Genomic DNA, 13,621 nt, shown 5'->3' on the forward strand with positions numbered 1-13,621 from the left:
CCGCGTGGCGCACGACCGGGGTTCGCTGTAGTCACGCCAATCTGATCTTCGTCCGCTGGTCCTGATGCCGGAGCCCACGGCGTGACCACGCACCGAGGAGATCAGTGATGCTGCAGTTCGGTCGCCGGCCGAGCACCCCCGGCCACGACGTCGTCCCGGAGGCGTCCGCCGACGTCGCCGCCGTCATCGCCGTGGTCGACGCCCTGGCCGACGCACCGACGGCGGCCGAGGCGGTCTCCCGCGCGCTGGACCTGGTCCGCGAGCGCTTCGGCTGGGCGTACGCCTCGCACTGGGCGGTGGACCCGGCCGACCGCGCGCTGCACTTCGTCCGGGAGTCCGGGGACGCCGGCGCCGAGTTCCGCGAGGTCACCCTCGCCGCCTCCTTCCGCGAGGGCGTCGGCCTGGCCGGCCGTGCCTGGCGGTCGCGGGACCTGGTGTTCGTCGCCGACCTGGGGCAGCTGGCCGACTGCGTGCGCGCGCCCGCCGCCCAGCGCGTCGGCGTGCGCAGCGGCATCTGCTTCCCGCTGCTGGAGGACGGCGAGGTCACCGGCACGATGGACTTCTTCGCCACCGAGACCCTCAGCCCCTCGCCGCAGCGACTCGACGCGCTGCGGGCGATCGGGAAGCTGGTGTCGCAGGCCATCGAGCGCGTCGCCGGTGCCGCCCGGCAGGCCAAGGCGGCGGAGGACACGCGCACGGTCAGCGAGCTGCTGCGGGAGATCACCTCGGCGACCACCCGCGAGGAGGCGATGGCGCGCGCGCTGGACACCATCCGGCAGGGCTTCGACTGGACCTACGGGTCCTACTGGGCGGTCGACGCCGCCGACCGCGCGCTGCACTTCGTCACCGAGTCCGGCACCGCGGGCCAGGAGTTCCGCGAGGTGACGCTGGCGGCTTCGTTCCGCGAGGGCGTGGGGCTGTCCGGGCGGGCGTGGCGGGCCCGCGACCTGGTCTTCGTCGAGGACCTGGCCGAGGTGACCGACTGCGTGCGCGCCCCGGCCGCGCGGCGGGCCGGCGTGAAGTCCGGCGTGTGCCTGCCGATCCTGGTCGGCGGCCAGGTGGTCGGCACGATGGACTTCTTCGCCACCCGCACCCTGGTGCTGGCGCCCGGCCGGCAGGACGCCCTCCGCAGCGCCGCGTTCCTGCTCGGGCAGGCGCTCGAGCGGTTCGAGGCCGCCGAGCGGCTGGAGCGCGCCGGCCGGGAGATGCTGCAGTCGATCACCGAGGTGGAGCGCAACGTGCTCTCGGCGACCAGCGTCGCCAGCGACGGCAGGCGGCTGACCGAGGACGCCAACGGCGAGGTCGCCGGGCTCGGGGAGTCCAGCGCCGACATCGGCAAGGTCGTCAAGACGATCCGCGGCATCGCCGACCAGACCAACCTGCTCGCCCTCAACGCGACCATCGAGGCGGCCCGCGCCGGCGAGGCCGGCCGCGGCTTCGCCGTCGTGGCCAACGAGGTCAAGGAGCTCGCCGCCGAGACCGCCCGGGCCACCACCGACGTCGACGCGAAGGTGTCGGCGATCCAGGCGCAGGTGGACCGGGTGGTCGCCGCCCTGGCCGCCATCAGCGCCGTCGTCGAGAGCATCAACGAGACCCAGACGGTGATCGGCGGGGTGCTGACCGAGCAGGTCGCCGTCACCAAGGCGATCCTCGACTGACCCGCCCGCGAGGGGCCGGTCAGCGGAGCAGCTTGGACATCCGCCGGTCGGCCAGCGGCTTGCCGCCGGTCTGGCAGGTGGGGCAGTACTGCAGCGAGGTGTCGGCGAAGCTGACCTCGCGGACGGTGTCGCCGCAGACGGGGCAGGGCAGGCCGGTCCGGGCGTGCACCTGCAGGCCCGAGCGCTTCTCGCCCTTCATCGTGGCCGCCTTCTGGCCCCGCTGGCGGTCGAGCGCCTCGGTCAGCGTCGTCCGCATCGCGTCGTAGAGCCGGATGACCTCGTCGTCCTTGAGCTTGTCGGCGCCCTTGAACGGCGAGAGCCGCGCGGCGTGCAGGATCTCGTCGGAGTAGGCGTTGCCGATGCCGGCGAGCAGCGTCTGGTCGGTGAGCGCGCCCTTGAGCTGGCCGCTGCGGCCGGCCATCAGCCGGGCGAAGTCCTCGCGGTCGACGGCGAGCGCGTCCGGTCCGAGCCGGGCGATGCCGGGCACCTCGGCGGGCGAGCGGACGACGTAGACGGCCAGGCCCTTGCGGGTGCCCTGCTCGGTCAGGTCGAAGCCGCTGCCGTCTTCCAGGTGCACCCGGAGCGCCAGCGGCCCCTTGCCCGGCTTGGGCGGGGCGGTGGGCAGGCTCTCCCGCCAGTGCAGCCAGCCGGCCCGTGCCAGGTGGACGACGAGGTGGATGCCGGAGACGTCGAGGTCGAGGAACTTGCCGTGCCGCCCGGCGCCGGTGACCTCCAGGCCGGCGAGCGCCGACAGCGGCGGGTCGAAGGTCTTGATCGCCTGGACGGCGGCCAGGTCGGCGCGCGCGAGCACGCGGCCGACGGCGTTCTCCTGGAGGAACGCGGCCAGCGCCTCCACCTCGGGCAACTCGGGCACGGCGCCATGATCGCGCGATCGGCGACCCCGCGCCGACCCCGTCCCCCGATCGTGACCCACCCCGCTAGCTATGGTCCCTGACTAGGTAGACAGACTGACTAGTCATGGCTACGGTCTAGTCATGCCCGATGACAACTGGCCCGGCGAGTGGCTGCGCGCGGTGCTCCCGCTGTGCGTCCTCGCCGCCGTGGCCGCCGAGGAGACGTACGGCTACGCCGTCGCGCAACGCCTGCAGGCCGCCGGGCTCGGCACGGTGAAGGGCGGCACGCTCTACCCGGTGCTCAACCGGCTGGAGGAGGAGGGCTTCCTGACCTCCTCCTGGCGGGAGGGCGCCGGCGGGCCGGGGCGCAAGTACTTCACCGTCACGGCAGCCGGCGCCGAGCACCTCGCCGACCGCACCTCCGCTTGGCAGTCCTTCACCGAGCGGGCCGAGGGTCTGCTCCCGTCCGCGAGGAGTCCCCGATGAGCACCGACACCGCCACCTACCGCCGGGACCTGCTCCGCGCGCTCCGCAGCCACCACGTCGCGCCCGACCGCATCGGCGAGATCGTCGCCGAGGTCGAGAGCCACGTCGCCGAGACCGGCGAGACGCCGGTCGAGGCGTTCGGCCCGGCCCGCGAGTACGCGGCCGGCTTCGCCGGGCCGCGGCCGCTCGGCGCGCGCCTGGCCGGGGTGTGGCTGGTCGTGCTCGGTGCGGCGTGCGGCTGGCTCATCGCCAACGGCGTCTTCGGCCTCGTCGCGGACGAGCGGGTGCACGGCATGCCGGCCGGGGTCGCCCTCGCCCTCGGTGCGCTCCTGTGGGTACCACCGATGATCGGCCAGCTCAGGCGCCAGCTGCCGGTGGCCGACCCGCGCACCGGCCGGCGGATGACCCCGGGACCGGCGGCCGTCGTCGTCTCGATGACCGTGTTCCTGGCCCTCCTGGCGGCCGCGACCTGGCTGGTGGCGGTCCTCACCGTCTGATCGGCCAGCGGGCGCGGTGGCGGGGACGTTCCTAGGCTCAGCCGGTGCCCACCGCGCTGCTCTGGTTCCGCCGGGACCTGCGGCTGCGAGACCACCCCGCGCTGCTGGCCGCCTCCGACTCCGCCGGCCCGGACGGCGACGTCCTCCCGGTGTTCGTGTTCGACGACCGGCTGTGGGGCCCGTCGGGTGACCCCCGGCGCCGGTTCCTGCTCGACTGCCTGGGCGCCCTCGACGCCGACCTCGGCGGCGCCCTGGTGCTCCGGTCCGGCGACCCGGCCCGGGCCCTGCCCGCGCTGGCCGCCGAGGTGGGCGCGACGTCGGCGCACGTCAGCGCGGACGCGGGCCCCTACGGGCGCCGGCGGGACGAGGCGGTCGAGCGCGCGCTGGGGGACGTGCCGCTGGTGCGCACCGGCTCGCCGTACGCGGTGACGCCCGGGCGGGTCACCAAGCGCGACGGTTCGCCGTTCCGGGTCTACTCGCCCTTCGCCCGGGCCTGGCGGGAGCACGGGTGGCGGGCACCGGCGCACTCCCCCGGCGACGTCCGGTGGCGGACCGGCGTGCCGTCGGACGCGCCGCCGTCCGCGCCGGACCTGGGCGGCGTCGTCCTGCCGCCGGCCGGCGAGGCCGCGGCGCTGGAGGCGTGGGAGCGCTTCCGCGACGAGCGGCTGCTGGGCTACGCCGACGGGCGCAACGTGCCGGCCGGGCAGGGCACCAGCCGGATGTCGGCCTACCTCAAGTACGGCTGCATCCACCCGCGGACGCTGCTCGCGGACCTGGGCGCGGCCGAGCAGACCGAGTCGGTGCGCCGCTACACCGACGAGCTGGCCTGGCGGGACTTCTACGCCGACGTCCTGTGGCACCGGCCGGAGTCGGCGCGGGAGTACCTGCGCCCCGAGCTGCAGGCCATGGGCTACGACAGCGGCCCGCACGCCGACGAGCTGCTCGAGGCGTGGAAGGCCGGCCGCACCGGCTTCCCGATCGTCGACGCCGGGATGCGGCAGCTGCTCGGCGAAGCCTACGTCCACAACCGGGTGCGGATGATCGTCGCCTCCTTCCTGGTCAAGGACCTGCACCAGGAGTGGACGGTGGGCGCGCGCCACTTCATGCAGCACCTGGTCGACGGCGACCTGGCCAGCAACAACCACGGGTGGCAGTGGGTCGCCGGGACCGGGACCGACGCCGCGCCCTACTACCGCGTCTTCAACCCGGTCACGCAGGGCAAGAAGTTCGACCCCGACGGCAGCTACGTGAAGCGCTGGGTGCCGGAGCTGCGGGAGCTGGGCCGCGAGCACGTGCACGAGCCGTGGACCGCGCCCGGCGGCCTCCCGGCGGGCTACCCGAAGCCGATCGTCGACCACGCGCACGAGCGGCAGGTCGCGCTGGACCGGTACGCGCGGGTCCGCGGCGCCTGACCGCCCGCCCCTCGAGCGATCAGCCCTGGAGGCGGGGTGCGGCCCGCACGGGGTCGCGCCCCTCCTCGGGGGCGGCGGCCAGGCCGCGCGCCCAGCCGACCAGCCCCGGCACGTCCACCCCGTGCGGACGGCGGTCGGCGTAGCCCGCGATGTTGCCGGCGCCCCGCTGCAGCAGCGTGGCCGCGCCCCGGTCGTTACCGCGGGCGGCGTGGGTCAGCCCGACGGCCAGCTGTGCCAGGCCGCGCCAGAGCTGCCGCTCGTCGTCCGGGGCGGACTTCCAGGCGTCCTCGAGCACCTCGTGCGCGTGGAAGGGGCGGCCGGCGTCCAGCAGCTGCTGCGCCTCGCTGAGGGCGGCCCCGGGCGCCCGGACGACACCCTCCGGGGCGCGGTCCTCGCCCACGGCGTCGTGGGGCAGCGGGCGCCCCAGCGCGTCGCGGGGACGCGCGTTGCGCGCCCTGCCCTCCGCGTCGCGGTCCCGGTCCTGCACCCGGCCATCCTGCCGGGAGGGAGCGGTGCCGCGCTCAGCGGCCGGCGGAGCGGGGGGACGGGGCCGCGCGCCGCGGCGCCGGCAGCGCCGGGCGGGCATCGGCCGGGCGGGCGGCCGCCGCGGCCTCGCGCAGCCACCCGGGGACGGCGTCGGGCTCCATCGGCCGCGCGATGAAGTAGCCCTGGGCCTCGTCGCACCCGAGCTCCAGCAGCCGCTGGCGGACCTCGGCGGTCTCGACACCCTCGGCGACGACGGTGAGCCCGAGGTCGTGGGCGAGCTGCACGACGGTACGAGTGACCGCCTCGTCGGCGCCCTCCTCCAGGAGGTGGGTCACGAAGCCGCGGTCGATCTTCAGGGCACTGACCGGCAGCGTCTTCAGGTAGGACAGCGACGTGTAGCCGGCACCGAAGTCGTCGATGGACACCCGGACGCCCATGGCCTGCAGGCGGCGCAGCGTCTCGGCCGTCCGCCGCGGGTCGACCATGGCGGCGGTCTCGGTCATCTCCAGCTCCAGCGCGTGGCCGGGCAGCTGCTCCGCGGCCAGCAGCTCGTTGACCCGCGCGGGGAACTCGGGGTCCAGCAGGGTCGCCGGGGCCACGTTCACCGCGACGTCGACCTCCCAGCCCTCCGCACGCCAGCCGGCGCAGCGGCGGACGGCCTCGCGCAGCACCCACTGGGTGAGCGGGCGCATGAGGGCGGTGCGCTCCGCGGCGGGCACGAAGGCGCCGGGGCCCAGCAGGCCCCGCTCCGGGTGCTGCCAGCGCACGAGGGCCTCGAAGCCCATGGTGCGGCCGGTCCGCAGGGCGACCTTCGGCTGGAAGTGCAGGCGCAGGTCCCCGTTGTCGATCGCGCCGCGGAGCTCGGCCAGCAGCTGCAGCTGGGCGCCGTCGTTGCGGTCGTCGGCCGGGTCGAACAGGCGGATGCCGCCGCCCTCGAGCTTCGCGCGGTGCAGGGCCATGTCGGCGCGGCGCAGCAGCGCGGCGGCGTCCTCGCCGTGCTCGGGGTGCAGCGCCAGGCCGACGCTGACGCCGATCTCGAGCGTCACGCCGTCGACCGTGAAGGGGCGCTCCAGGCGGGCGCCGATCGCCCGCGCCCGCTCCTGGGCGGCGTCGGCGTCGGGGACGTCGCGGAGCAGGACGGCGAACTCGTCGTCGCCCAGGCGGGTCACCACGTCGTCGCTCCGGACCGCCGCGCGCAGCACGTCGGCGACGGCGATGAGCAGGTGGTCGCCCACGACGTGGCCGAGGCCGTCGTTGACCTCCTTGAACCCCTCCAGGTCCAGCAGGAGGAGGGCGGCGTGGTCGGGCAGACCGCGGGGCCCACCCGAGAGGTCCTCCTGCAGCAGCAGCGAGCGGTTGCCCAGACCGGTGAGCGTGTCGTGCGAGGCGCGGTGCTCGCGGCGGAGCATCCTCCGGCGGCTGGTCGTGGCCACGACGACGAGCCCGAGGAGCAGCACACCCACGGTGAGGAGCAGCCGGACGGTGGCCTCGCGCAGCTGGGTCGCGACCGCGTCCTCCGGCAGCAGGATCTCCGCGACCAGGCCGGCGGGCTGCCCGTCCGGGCGGTCCGGGGCGATCAGGACGGTGGCGGTGGGCGCGGAGCGGCTCTCGTCCTGCTCGAACTCGACCCGGGGGCGGCCCGCGAGGACGTCGGCGAGCAGCGCCTGCTCGGAGGGGGAGAGCGGGTCGGGCCGGACGCTGTCGCTGTAGAGCAGCCGGCCGTCGCGGGTCCACAGCTGCAGGCCGACCAGCCGTCCGCCGTCGCGCAGGTGGGCCACGCCCCGGTCGATCCGGGTCAGGACGGCGGTGGAGAGGGTCGAGACGACGCCGTCGCCCGAGGACAGCTCGACCTCGACCAGCAGCTCGCTGACGACGCCGGCGTCGGTGATCGCGTGGTCGAAGGCGCGCTCGCGCTCCCGCTGCTGGAGGTTCAGCGCGAAGCCGGCGACGGCCAGCACGGCGAGGACGAGCCCCACCGCGAGGAAGCGCCACGAGCTGACCAGGCGAGACACCGACGACCCCTTCCGGCCGCGACCGTCGCGTGCCCACGGGAGGAATCGGCGCGTTGGCGGGGAAACTTGATCGTGCTCAACCGAACGGGCGATGCCGCCCTCCACCGCCTGCATCCGGGCAGGCCGGTGGGCACGAAGGAGAGGTGAGGGTCCGGGGCGAGGGAGGACGGCACGCCATGAGTGAGCTGCTGGTCGCTCGACCGTCTCCGCCCAGTAGCGTTCGGGTCGTGTCCGACGTCCCCATGGCCGCCCCTCCGGGCGCCGTGGACCCCACCGACGCCGAGGTCGGGCGGCGTTTCGCGGCGGGGGACGAGCAGGCGCTGGCGGTGGCCTACCAGCGCTGGGCGGGGCAGGTGCACGGCATGGCGGTGCGCGCGTTCGGCCCCGGCCCGGACGCCGAGGACGTCACCCAGCAGACGTTCATCGCCGCCTGGACCGGCCGGGCGCGCTTCCGCCCCGAGGAGTCGCCGCTGCCGGCCTGGCTGGTGGGCATCTGCCGGCACAAGATCGCCGACGCCTGGGGACGGCGCGAGCGCCAGCGGCGGGAGGCCGAGGCCGCGCTCTCCCAGGCCCAGGCCGCCCCCGTGGGTGGCACCGGCCCGGGCGTGGACAGCGTCGTCGCCGACCGGGTGCTGGTCCTCGACGAGCTGGACCGCCTCGGGCAGCCTCAGCGGGGCATCATCGAGCTCGCGTTCTTCGCCGACCTCACCCACGCCCAGATCGCCGAGCGCACCGGCCTGCCGCTGGGCACCGTCAAGTCACACATCCGCCGCACGCTGGAACGCCTGAGGAGCCGATTGGAGGGTGACGGTGCAGCACTGCCCGCCTGAGCAGCTCGCTCTCGCCGCGCTGCGCGAGCCGCTGCCGGACGACGACGCCCTCCACCTGGCCGGGTGCGAGCTCTGCCGCGCCGAGGTCAGCTCGCTGCGCCGCGCCGTGGACGCCGTCGCGGTGCCGGAGCTGGCTGCGCCCGGCCCGGACGTCCCGCCGCCGCCGTCGGTGTGGGCGGGCATCGCCGCGGCGACCGGGGTGACCGCCGCGCCGGCCGGTGCTCCCGCGGCCCGGGTGGATGCGGAGCCGGAGGGCGCGCGGGTGCTCCCGTTCCGCACCCGCCGCCGCGGGGTCCTGCTGGTGGCGGCAGCCGCCGTCGCCGGGGGTGTGCTCGGTGCAGGCGTGACCGCGCTCGTGACCGGTGGGGACCAGCCGGAGGCCGTGGCCGCGGTGGCGCTGGACCCGCTCACCGACGAGCAGGCGTCGGGCCGGGCGGAGGTCGTGGTCCGCGGCGACGGGTCGCGCGCCCTCCAGGTCCAGCTGGACGCCCCCGCGCTCGAGGGCGAGTACTACGAGCTGTGGCTGATCGAGCCGGGCGTCGTCGACATGGTGCCGCTGGGCGTGCTGCGCCCGGGGTCGCAGACCTTCGAGCTGCCCGCCGGCCTCGACCTCGGGGCGTACCCGCTGGTCGACGTGTCCGTGGAGCCGCTGGACGGCGACCCCACGCACTCCGGCGTCTCCGTCGCCCGTGGGGAACTCGACACCTGACGGCCGGGCCGCGTCGCCTAGCGTTCACGGTGTGACGTCCCCGCACCACGACCCGCTCCCCCACGAGGCCCTGGGCGCCCACTGGCGCACGGTCCGCCCCCGGCCGGCCGGCCGGCACCTGGACAGCGCCGCGTCCAGCCGGCAGACCCACCGGGCGCTGGAGGCGGCGGCCCACCACGCGCGGCACGAGGCCGAGCTCGGCGGGTACGTGGCGGAGGCGACGGCCGACGACCTGCTCCAGCAGGGGCGGTCGGTGCTCGGTGGCCTGGTCGGCATGGCGGCCGCCGACGTGGCCTTCGTGGAGTCGGCGCAGGCGGCGTTCGTCGCCCTCCTGCACGGGTGGCGGCTGCCGGCCGGCTCCCGGGTGGCCTGCCTTCCGGGTGAGTACGCACCGAACATCGCCCAGCTGCGGGCCGCCGGGCTGCGCCCGGAGCCGCTGCCGGTCGACGGCCTGGGACGGGCGGACCTCGACGGGGTGGCGCGCCTGCTGGCGGACGACCCGCCGCGCTTCGTCAACCTGACGCACATCGGGAGCCACCGGGGGCTGCTGCAGCCGGCCCGCGAGATCGCCGCGCTCTGCCGCGAGCACGGAGTCCCGCTGGTGCTCGACGCCGCCCAGTCGCTGGGGCACGTCGACGTCGACCTGGGGGCCGACGCCGTCATCGGCACCTCCCGCAAGTGGCTCGCCGGCCCCCGGGGCGTGGGCATGCTGTTCGTCCGGCCGGCGCTGGCGGCGGAGCTGGTGCCGGTCCTCCCCGAGCCCGAGGGCGTCCCGCCGCTGCGGGCGTTCGAGTCCGGCGAGGCCCACGTGGCGGGGCGCATCGGCCTCGTCGTCGCGACCGGGGAGCACCTGGCTGCCGGTCCGGACGCGGTGCGCGAGCGGCTGGCCGCGCTGGGCCGGCGGACCCGGGAGCTGCTGGACGGCGTCCGCGGCTGGCGGGTCGTCGAGCCGGTCGACGAGCCGACCGCGACCACGACGCTGACCCCGCCGGACGGGGTCGGCGTCGTCGAGACCCGGACCCGGCTGCTCACCGAGCACGGCATCGTGCTGAGCGCGATCGGTCCGGAGCGGGCGCCGGGGGAGATGACCGGCCCGGTGCTGCGGGTCTCCCCGCACCTGGACGCGTCGGTGGAGGACCTCGAGGCGCTGGCCGCCGCCCTCTGAGGGCCGGTCAGCCCTCGGGCTGCTCGTCCACCCGGACGTCGAGGTCGAGGGCGTCGCCGTCGACCCTGGTCACCGTCACGGTGACGCCGTAGGCCTGGGTGTCCCCCTCGGGCGCCAGGCGGCAGCGCACGTCCGCGCCGACCTCGGCGGGCAGCTCGTCGGGGCAGGTGACCTCCGACGGCACGCCGGTGCGCTCCTCCAGCACGCGCTCCGCCTCGGCGGCCACCTCCGCGGCCGTGGCCGGGTCGGTTCCGCACGCGGTCAGCAGCAGCGCAGCGACGCCCAGGGCAGCGACGGCGCAGCGGGACACCGCGCCACCGTAACGGTCACCCGGCGCGCCACGAGAAAGCTCTTGCGCGCCCGTCGCCCATGGTCCTATGGTTCATTACATGAGTAATGAACCCAGGGACCCGCGCAGCCCTGGTGACCCCGGGACGACGTCATGAACGAGGACGCCGGCCCCATCTTCCGGCAGGTGGCCGCCGAGATCGAGAACGCGATCGTCGACGGCTCCCTGGCCGAGGAGGCCCAGGCGCCCTCCTCCAACGAGCTGGCCGCCTTCCACCGCATCAACCCCGCCACCGCCGCCAAGGGTCTGAACGAGCTGGTGAGCGACGGGGTCCTCTACAAGAGACGAGGAGTCGGGATGTTCGTCGCCACCGGCGCTCGCGAGCAGCTGCTCAAGCGGCGCCGCAGCGAGTTCGCCGACCAGTACGTGCGCCCCCTGATGACCGAGGCCCAGAAGCTCGGCATCCCCGCCCGCGACATCGCGGCCATGATCGACGAATGGGAGGGCCAGTGATGGCCACGGGCACCACCACCGCAGCGGTCACCGTGCACGACGTGACGATGCGTTACCGCGAGCACACGGCGCTCGACGCCGTGACGACGAGCTTCGAGAAGGACGCCATCACCGGCCTGCTCGGCCGCAACGGCGCGGGCAAGACCACGCTGATGCAGCTGGTCAGCGGGCACCGCGTGCCGACCAGCGGCAGCATCCGGGTGTTCGGCTCGAGCCCGTACGAGCACGACGCGGTCCTCCGCGACATCTGCTTCATCAAGGAGGGCCAGCGCTACCCGGACCACTTCCGCATCTCCGACGCGCTGACCGCGGCGGCGGTGCTCTTCCCGAACTGGGACGCCGACCTCGCCGCCTCCCTGATGCGGGACTTCGACCTGCCGGCCAAGCGGAACATCAAGAAGCTCTCCCGAGGCATGACGTCCGCCGTCGGCATCGTCATCGGCCTCGCGTCACGGGCGCCGCTGACCGTGTTCGACGAGCCCTACCTGGGCCTGGACGCCGTCGCGCGGCAGCTGTTCTACGACCGGCTGCTCGCCGACTACGCCGAGAGCCCGCGGACCGTCGTCCTCTCCACCCACCTCATCGAGGAGATCGCCCCGCTCCTGGAGCGCGTGCTGCTCATCGACCGGGGCCGGGTGCTGCTGGACGCCGACACCGAGTCGCTGCGCGACAGCGCGGTGACGGTGACCGGCCCGACCGACAAGGTGCAGGCGTTCGCGCGCCGGCACGAGCTGCTGCACGCCGAGTCGCTGGGCGGCCACATGCGCGCCGTCGTCCGCATGGGGGAGGCCCAGGGCCACCGGGCCGCCGGGGCCGCCGGCCTCTCCGTCGAGCCGACCAGCCTGCAGCAGCTGATCGTCGCCATGAGCCTGCAGACCAGCACCGAGCGGGCATCCCGCCCCCTCGCCCCCGCCGCTTCCCTCGAGGAGGTCTCCTGATGAACCGCGTCCTGCAGGCGGCACGCCTGCACCTGGTCAACCCGCTGGTCAGCCTCGGCATCCCCTGGCTGGTCGTCGCCATCAGCTTCGCGATCAACATCGCCGTCTGGCACCTCACGCCGGCGGGCGAGGACGACGGTGGCTTCAGCGGTGGCGTGCTCGCCCTCTACATCACGGTCCTGGTCGTCTACGTCCAGTCGGTGACGCACCTCCTGCCGTTCGCGATGGGGCTGAGCGTCAGCCGCCGGACGTTCTACCTCGGGACGGCGCTGTTCGCGGTGGGCCAGGCGCTGTACTACGGCATCGCGATCGCAGTCCTGGTGGCGATCGAGAACGCGACCGACGGGTGGGGCGCAGGCCTCAGCTACTGGGCGCCGGGGCCCTTCGAGGTGGACACCTTCCTCCTGCAGGTCCTGGCATCCGGAGCGCCGATGCTGGCCTTCATCTTCGTCGGCGTGGGGATGGGCGTGGTGCACCAGCGCTACGGCCAGGCCGGCACCTGGGGCCTGATCATCGGGACGACGGTCCTCTTCGGCGGGGTCAGCATCCTGGTCACCTGGCTGGACGCCTGGGCGAGCGTCGCGACCTGGTTCAGCGAGCAGTCGACCGCGACGCTGACCATCGGCCTGCCCGCGGCACTGGCTCTCGTCGTCGCCCTCGCCTCGTTCCCGGGGATCCGGCGCGTCGTCCCCTGACGACCGCCTGAGGACATCGCCCCCGTTCCGTCACTGTGACGGGACGGGGGCGATGCCGTCCGTTGGGCCGCTAGACGTTCTGCTGACGGCGGACCATCTCGCCCACCCAGATGGGCACGAACGGAGAGGTGCAGCCGGGGGACGTCGGGTAGTCCTCGAGCACCCGCAGCCGCTCGCCGATGTCGAGCACGCGAGCGCGGTAGGCCTCGTGCTGGATCCCGATGGTGGCGAGGCACTCGTTCATCGACCACTGGAGCCGGTCGGGAGCGTCCTTCATACCGGCCTCGATGATGTCGAGCAGCGCGTCGAGGTCGAGTCCCTCGGGCTGCTTGACCACGCGCTCGGTGGTCAGCGCCCAGCCGGCCGCGGCGACCACCGGGTCCGCGTCGGCGAACCACGCCTGCCGGAGCTCCTCGCTGTGCGGGCTCTTCTTCACCACGTAGTTGACGAGCCAGTCCAGCACCTTGGGGGCGCGCGCCTCCCGCACCATGGCGTCCAGCTTCCCGGAAGCGAACGCCTTGGGCCGGCAGATGAGCAGCGCGAGCAACCTGGCCGCGGTGTCGCCCGTCCGCCACAGCTCGACGGCCAGGTCCTGCTGGGTCCTCAGCCGCTTGGCGATGACCCGGAGCTTGCCGAGGTTCACGCCGTGGTCGTCCCCGTGCCGCTCGTTCACGGCGCGGACCTTCGGGTCCTCGAGGGCCGCGAGCTCGCTCATCAGCTCGTCCACGGTCGCACCGGCCGGCGTCGTCGTGGTCATCGCGGCCTCCCTGTCCTCGCCGGTTCGCCAGCCTACGACCCGGACCCACCGGGCCACAGCGGCCATGACGGCCCTTCGCGGGGCCGAAATGGCCATGAAGGCCCTTCGCGAGGGCCGAAATGGCCATGACGGCCCTTTGTGGGGGGACGACGAAGGGCCCCAGCCGTGATGGCTGGGGCCCTTCGTGAATGTTTGTCCGGCGGCGTCCTACTCTCCCACCCCGTCTCCAGGGCAGTACCATCGGCGCTGAGAGGCTTAGCTTCCGGGTTCGGAATGTTGCCGGGCGTTTCCCTCTCGCCATGGCCGCCGTAACTCTGTGA

The 13,621-nt window shown here is 74.7% G+C and carries 15 protein-coding genes and 1 rRNA gene; 10 read left to right on the plus strand and 6 right to left on the minus strand.

Features of this window, described 5'->3' with window-relative positions; all coding sequences use genetic code 11:
* The first annotated feature begins 107 nt into the window (after positions 1-107).
* Positions 108-1,658: a GAF domain-containing protein gene (locus E4P43_RS20730; RefSeq protein WP_135143511.1), complete on the plus strand. Its 1,551-nt coding sequence runs from the start codon at positions 108-110 to the stop codon at positions 1,656-1,658.
* 19 nt (positions 1,659-1,677) lie between these two features.
* Here E4P43_RS20730 and E4P43_RS00820 read toward each other — a convergent pair whose 3' ends face one another.
* Complete coding sequence (locus tag E4P43_RS00820; protein WP_135143512.1) at positions 1,678-2,532, minus strand: DNA-formamidopyrimidine glycosylase family protein; 855 nt, start codon at positions 2,530-2,532, stop codon at positions 1,678-1,680.
* A 121-nt stretch (positions 2,533-2,653) separates the two neighbouring features.
* On the opposite strand from E4P43_RS00820, the gene E4P43_RS00825 reads away from it, so the two are divergent.
* Genes E4P43_RS00825 through E4P43_RS00835 form a run of 3 tightly spaced genes read left to right on the plus strand, consistent with a single transcriptional unit; the run spans position 2,654 to position 4,907 of the window.
* A complete protein-coding gene (locus E4P43_RS00825) occupies positions 2,654-2,998 on the plus strand; it encodes a PadR family transcriptional regulator (protein ID WP_135143513.1) in 345 nt (114 codons plus the stop codon).
* The gene (locus E4P43_RS00830) at positions 2,995-3,495 is read left to right on the plus strand and encodes a hypothetical protein (protein WP_135143514.1); all 501 of its coding nucleotides are present in this window, start codon (positions 2,995-2,997) and stop codon (positions 3,493-3,495) included. Before E4P43_RS00825 ends, E4P43_RS00830 begins: the two co-directional genes overlap by 4 nt.
* A gap of 44 nt (positions 3,496-3,539) precedes the next feature.
* Complete coding sequence (locus E4P43_RS00835) at positions 3,540-4,907, plus strand: deoxyribodipyrimidine photo-lyase (RefSeq protein ID WP_135143515.1); 1,368 nt, start codon at positions 3,540-3,542, stop codon at positions 4,905-4,907.
* A 19-nt stretch (positions 4,908-4,926) separates the two neighbouring features.
* Here E4P43_RS00835 and E4P43_RS00840 read toward each other — a convergent pair whose 3' ends face one another.
* On the minus strand, positions 4,927-5,394 hold the full coding sequence (locus E4P43_RS00840) for a DUF309 domain-containing protein (protein WP_245158853.1): 468 nt from the start codon (positions 5,392-5,394) through the stop codon (positions 4,927-4,929).
* 34 nt (positions 5,395-5,428) lie between these two features.
* The gene (locus E4P43_RS00845) at positions 5,429-7,405 is read right to left on the minus strand and encodes a bifunctional diguanylate cyclase/phosphodiesterase (protein ID WP_135143517.1); all 1,977 of its coding nucleotides are present in this window, start codon (positions 7,403-7,405) and stop codon (positions 5,429-5,431) included.
* 227 nt (positions 7,406-7,632) lie between these two features.
* Here E4P43_RS00845 and E4P43_RS00850 point away from each other — a divergent pair, with 227 nt between their 5' ends.
* Genes E4P43_RS00850 through egtE form a run of 3 tightly spaced genes read left to right on the plus strand, consistent with a single transcriptional unit; the run spans position 7,633 to position 10,109 of the window.
* Positions 7,633-8,235: a sigma-70 family RNA polymerase sigma factor gene (locus E4P43_RS00850; RefSeq protein WP_245158854.1), complete on the plus strand. Its 603-nt coding sequence runs from the start codon at positions 7,633-7,635 to the stop codon at positions 8,233-8,235.
* A complete protein-coding gene (locus E4P43_RS00855) occupies positions 8,210-8,944 on the plus strand; it encodes an anti-sigma factor (RefSeq protein WP_245158855.1) in 735 nt (244 codons plus the stop codon). Before E4P43_RS00850 ends, E4P43_RS00855 begins: the two co-directional genes overlap by 26 nt.
* 31 nt (positions 8,945-8,975) lie before the next feature.
* Entirely contained in the window at positions 8,976-10,109 is a 1,134-nt protein-coding gene (gene egtE, locus E4P43_RS00860) for an ergothioneine biosynthesis PLP-dependent enzyme EgtE (RefSeq protein ID WP_135143518.1), read from the plus strand.
* Between the two features lie 7 nt (positions 10,110-10,116).
* Here the strand turns inward: egtE and E4P43_RS00865 are convergent, their stop codons facing one another.
* Complete coding sequence (locus tag E4P43_RS00865) at positions 10,117-10,419, minus strand: DUF4333 domain-containing protein (protein WP_135143519.1); 303 nt, start codon at positions 10,417-10,419, stop codon at positions 10,117-10,119.
* Between the two features lie 132 nt (positions 10,420-10,551).
* Here E4P43_RS00865 and E4P43_RS00870 point away from each other — a divergent pair, with 132 nt between their 5' ends.
* Genes E4P43_RS00870 through E4P43_RS00880 form a run of 3 tightly spaced genes read left to right on the plus strand, consistent with a single transcriptional unit; the run spans position 10,552 to position 12,544 of the window.
* Positions 10,552-10,911 carry a GntR family transcriptional regulator gene (locus tag E4P43_RS00870; protein ID WP_135143520.1) on the plus strand — a complete coding sequence of 120 codons (360 nt, stop codon included), beginning with the start codon at positions 10,552-10,554 and terminating at the stop codon, positions 10,909-10,911.
* Positions 10,911-11,849: an ABC transporter ATP-binding protein gene (locus tag E4P43_RS00875; protein WP_135143521.1), complete on the plus strand. Its 939-nt coding sequence runs from the start codon at positions 10,911-10,913 to the stop codon at positions 11,847-11,849. Before E4P43_RS00870 ends, E4P43_RS00875 begins: the two co-directional genes overlap by 1 nt.
* On the plus strand, positions 11,849-12,544 hold the full coding sequence (locus E4P43_RS00880; RefSeq protein ID WP_135143522.1) for a hypothetical protein: 696 nt from the start codon (positions 11,849-11,851) through the stop codon (positions 12,542-12,544). The genes E4P43_RS00875 and E4P43_RS00880 overlap by 1 nt, the downstream gene beginning before the upstream one ends.
* 70 nt (positions 12,545-12,614) lie before the next feature.
* Here the strand turns inward: E4P43_RS00880 and E4P43_RS00885 are convergent, their stop codons facing one another.
* Both E4P43_RS00885 and rrf read right to left on the minus strand, forming a co-directional pair.
* The gene (locus E4P43_RS00885; RefSeq protein WP_135143523.1) at positions 12,615-13,301 is read right to left on the minus strand and encodes a DNA alkylation repair protein; all 687 of its coding nucleotides are present in this window, start codon (positions 13,299-13,301) and stop codon (positions 12,615-12,617) included.
* Between the two features lie 194 nt (positions 13,302-13,495).
* A 5S ribosomal RNA gene (gene rrf / locus E4P43_RS00890) occupies positions 13,496-13,612 on the minus strand.
* Positions 13,613-13,621 lie beyond the last annotated feature (9 nt).

This window comes from Blastococcus sp. TF02A-35, assembly GCF_004571075.1.
Lineage (GTDB): Bacteria > Actinomycetota > Actinomycetes > Mycobacteriales > Geodermatophilaceae > Blastococcus.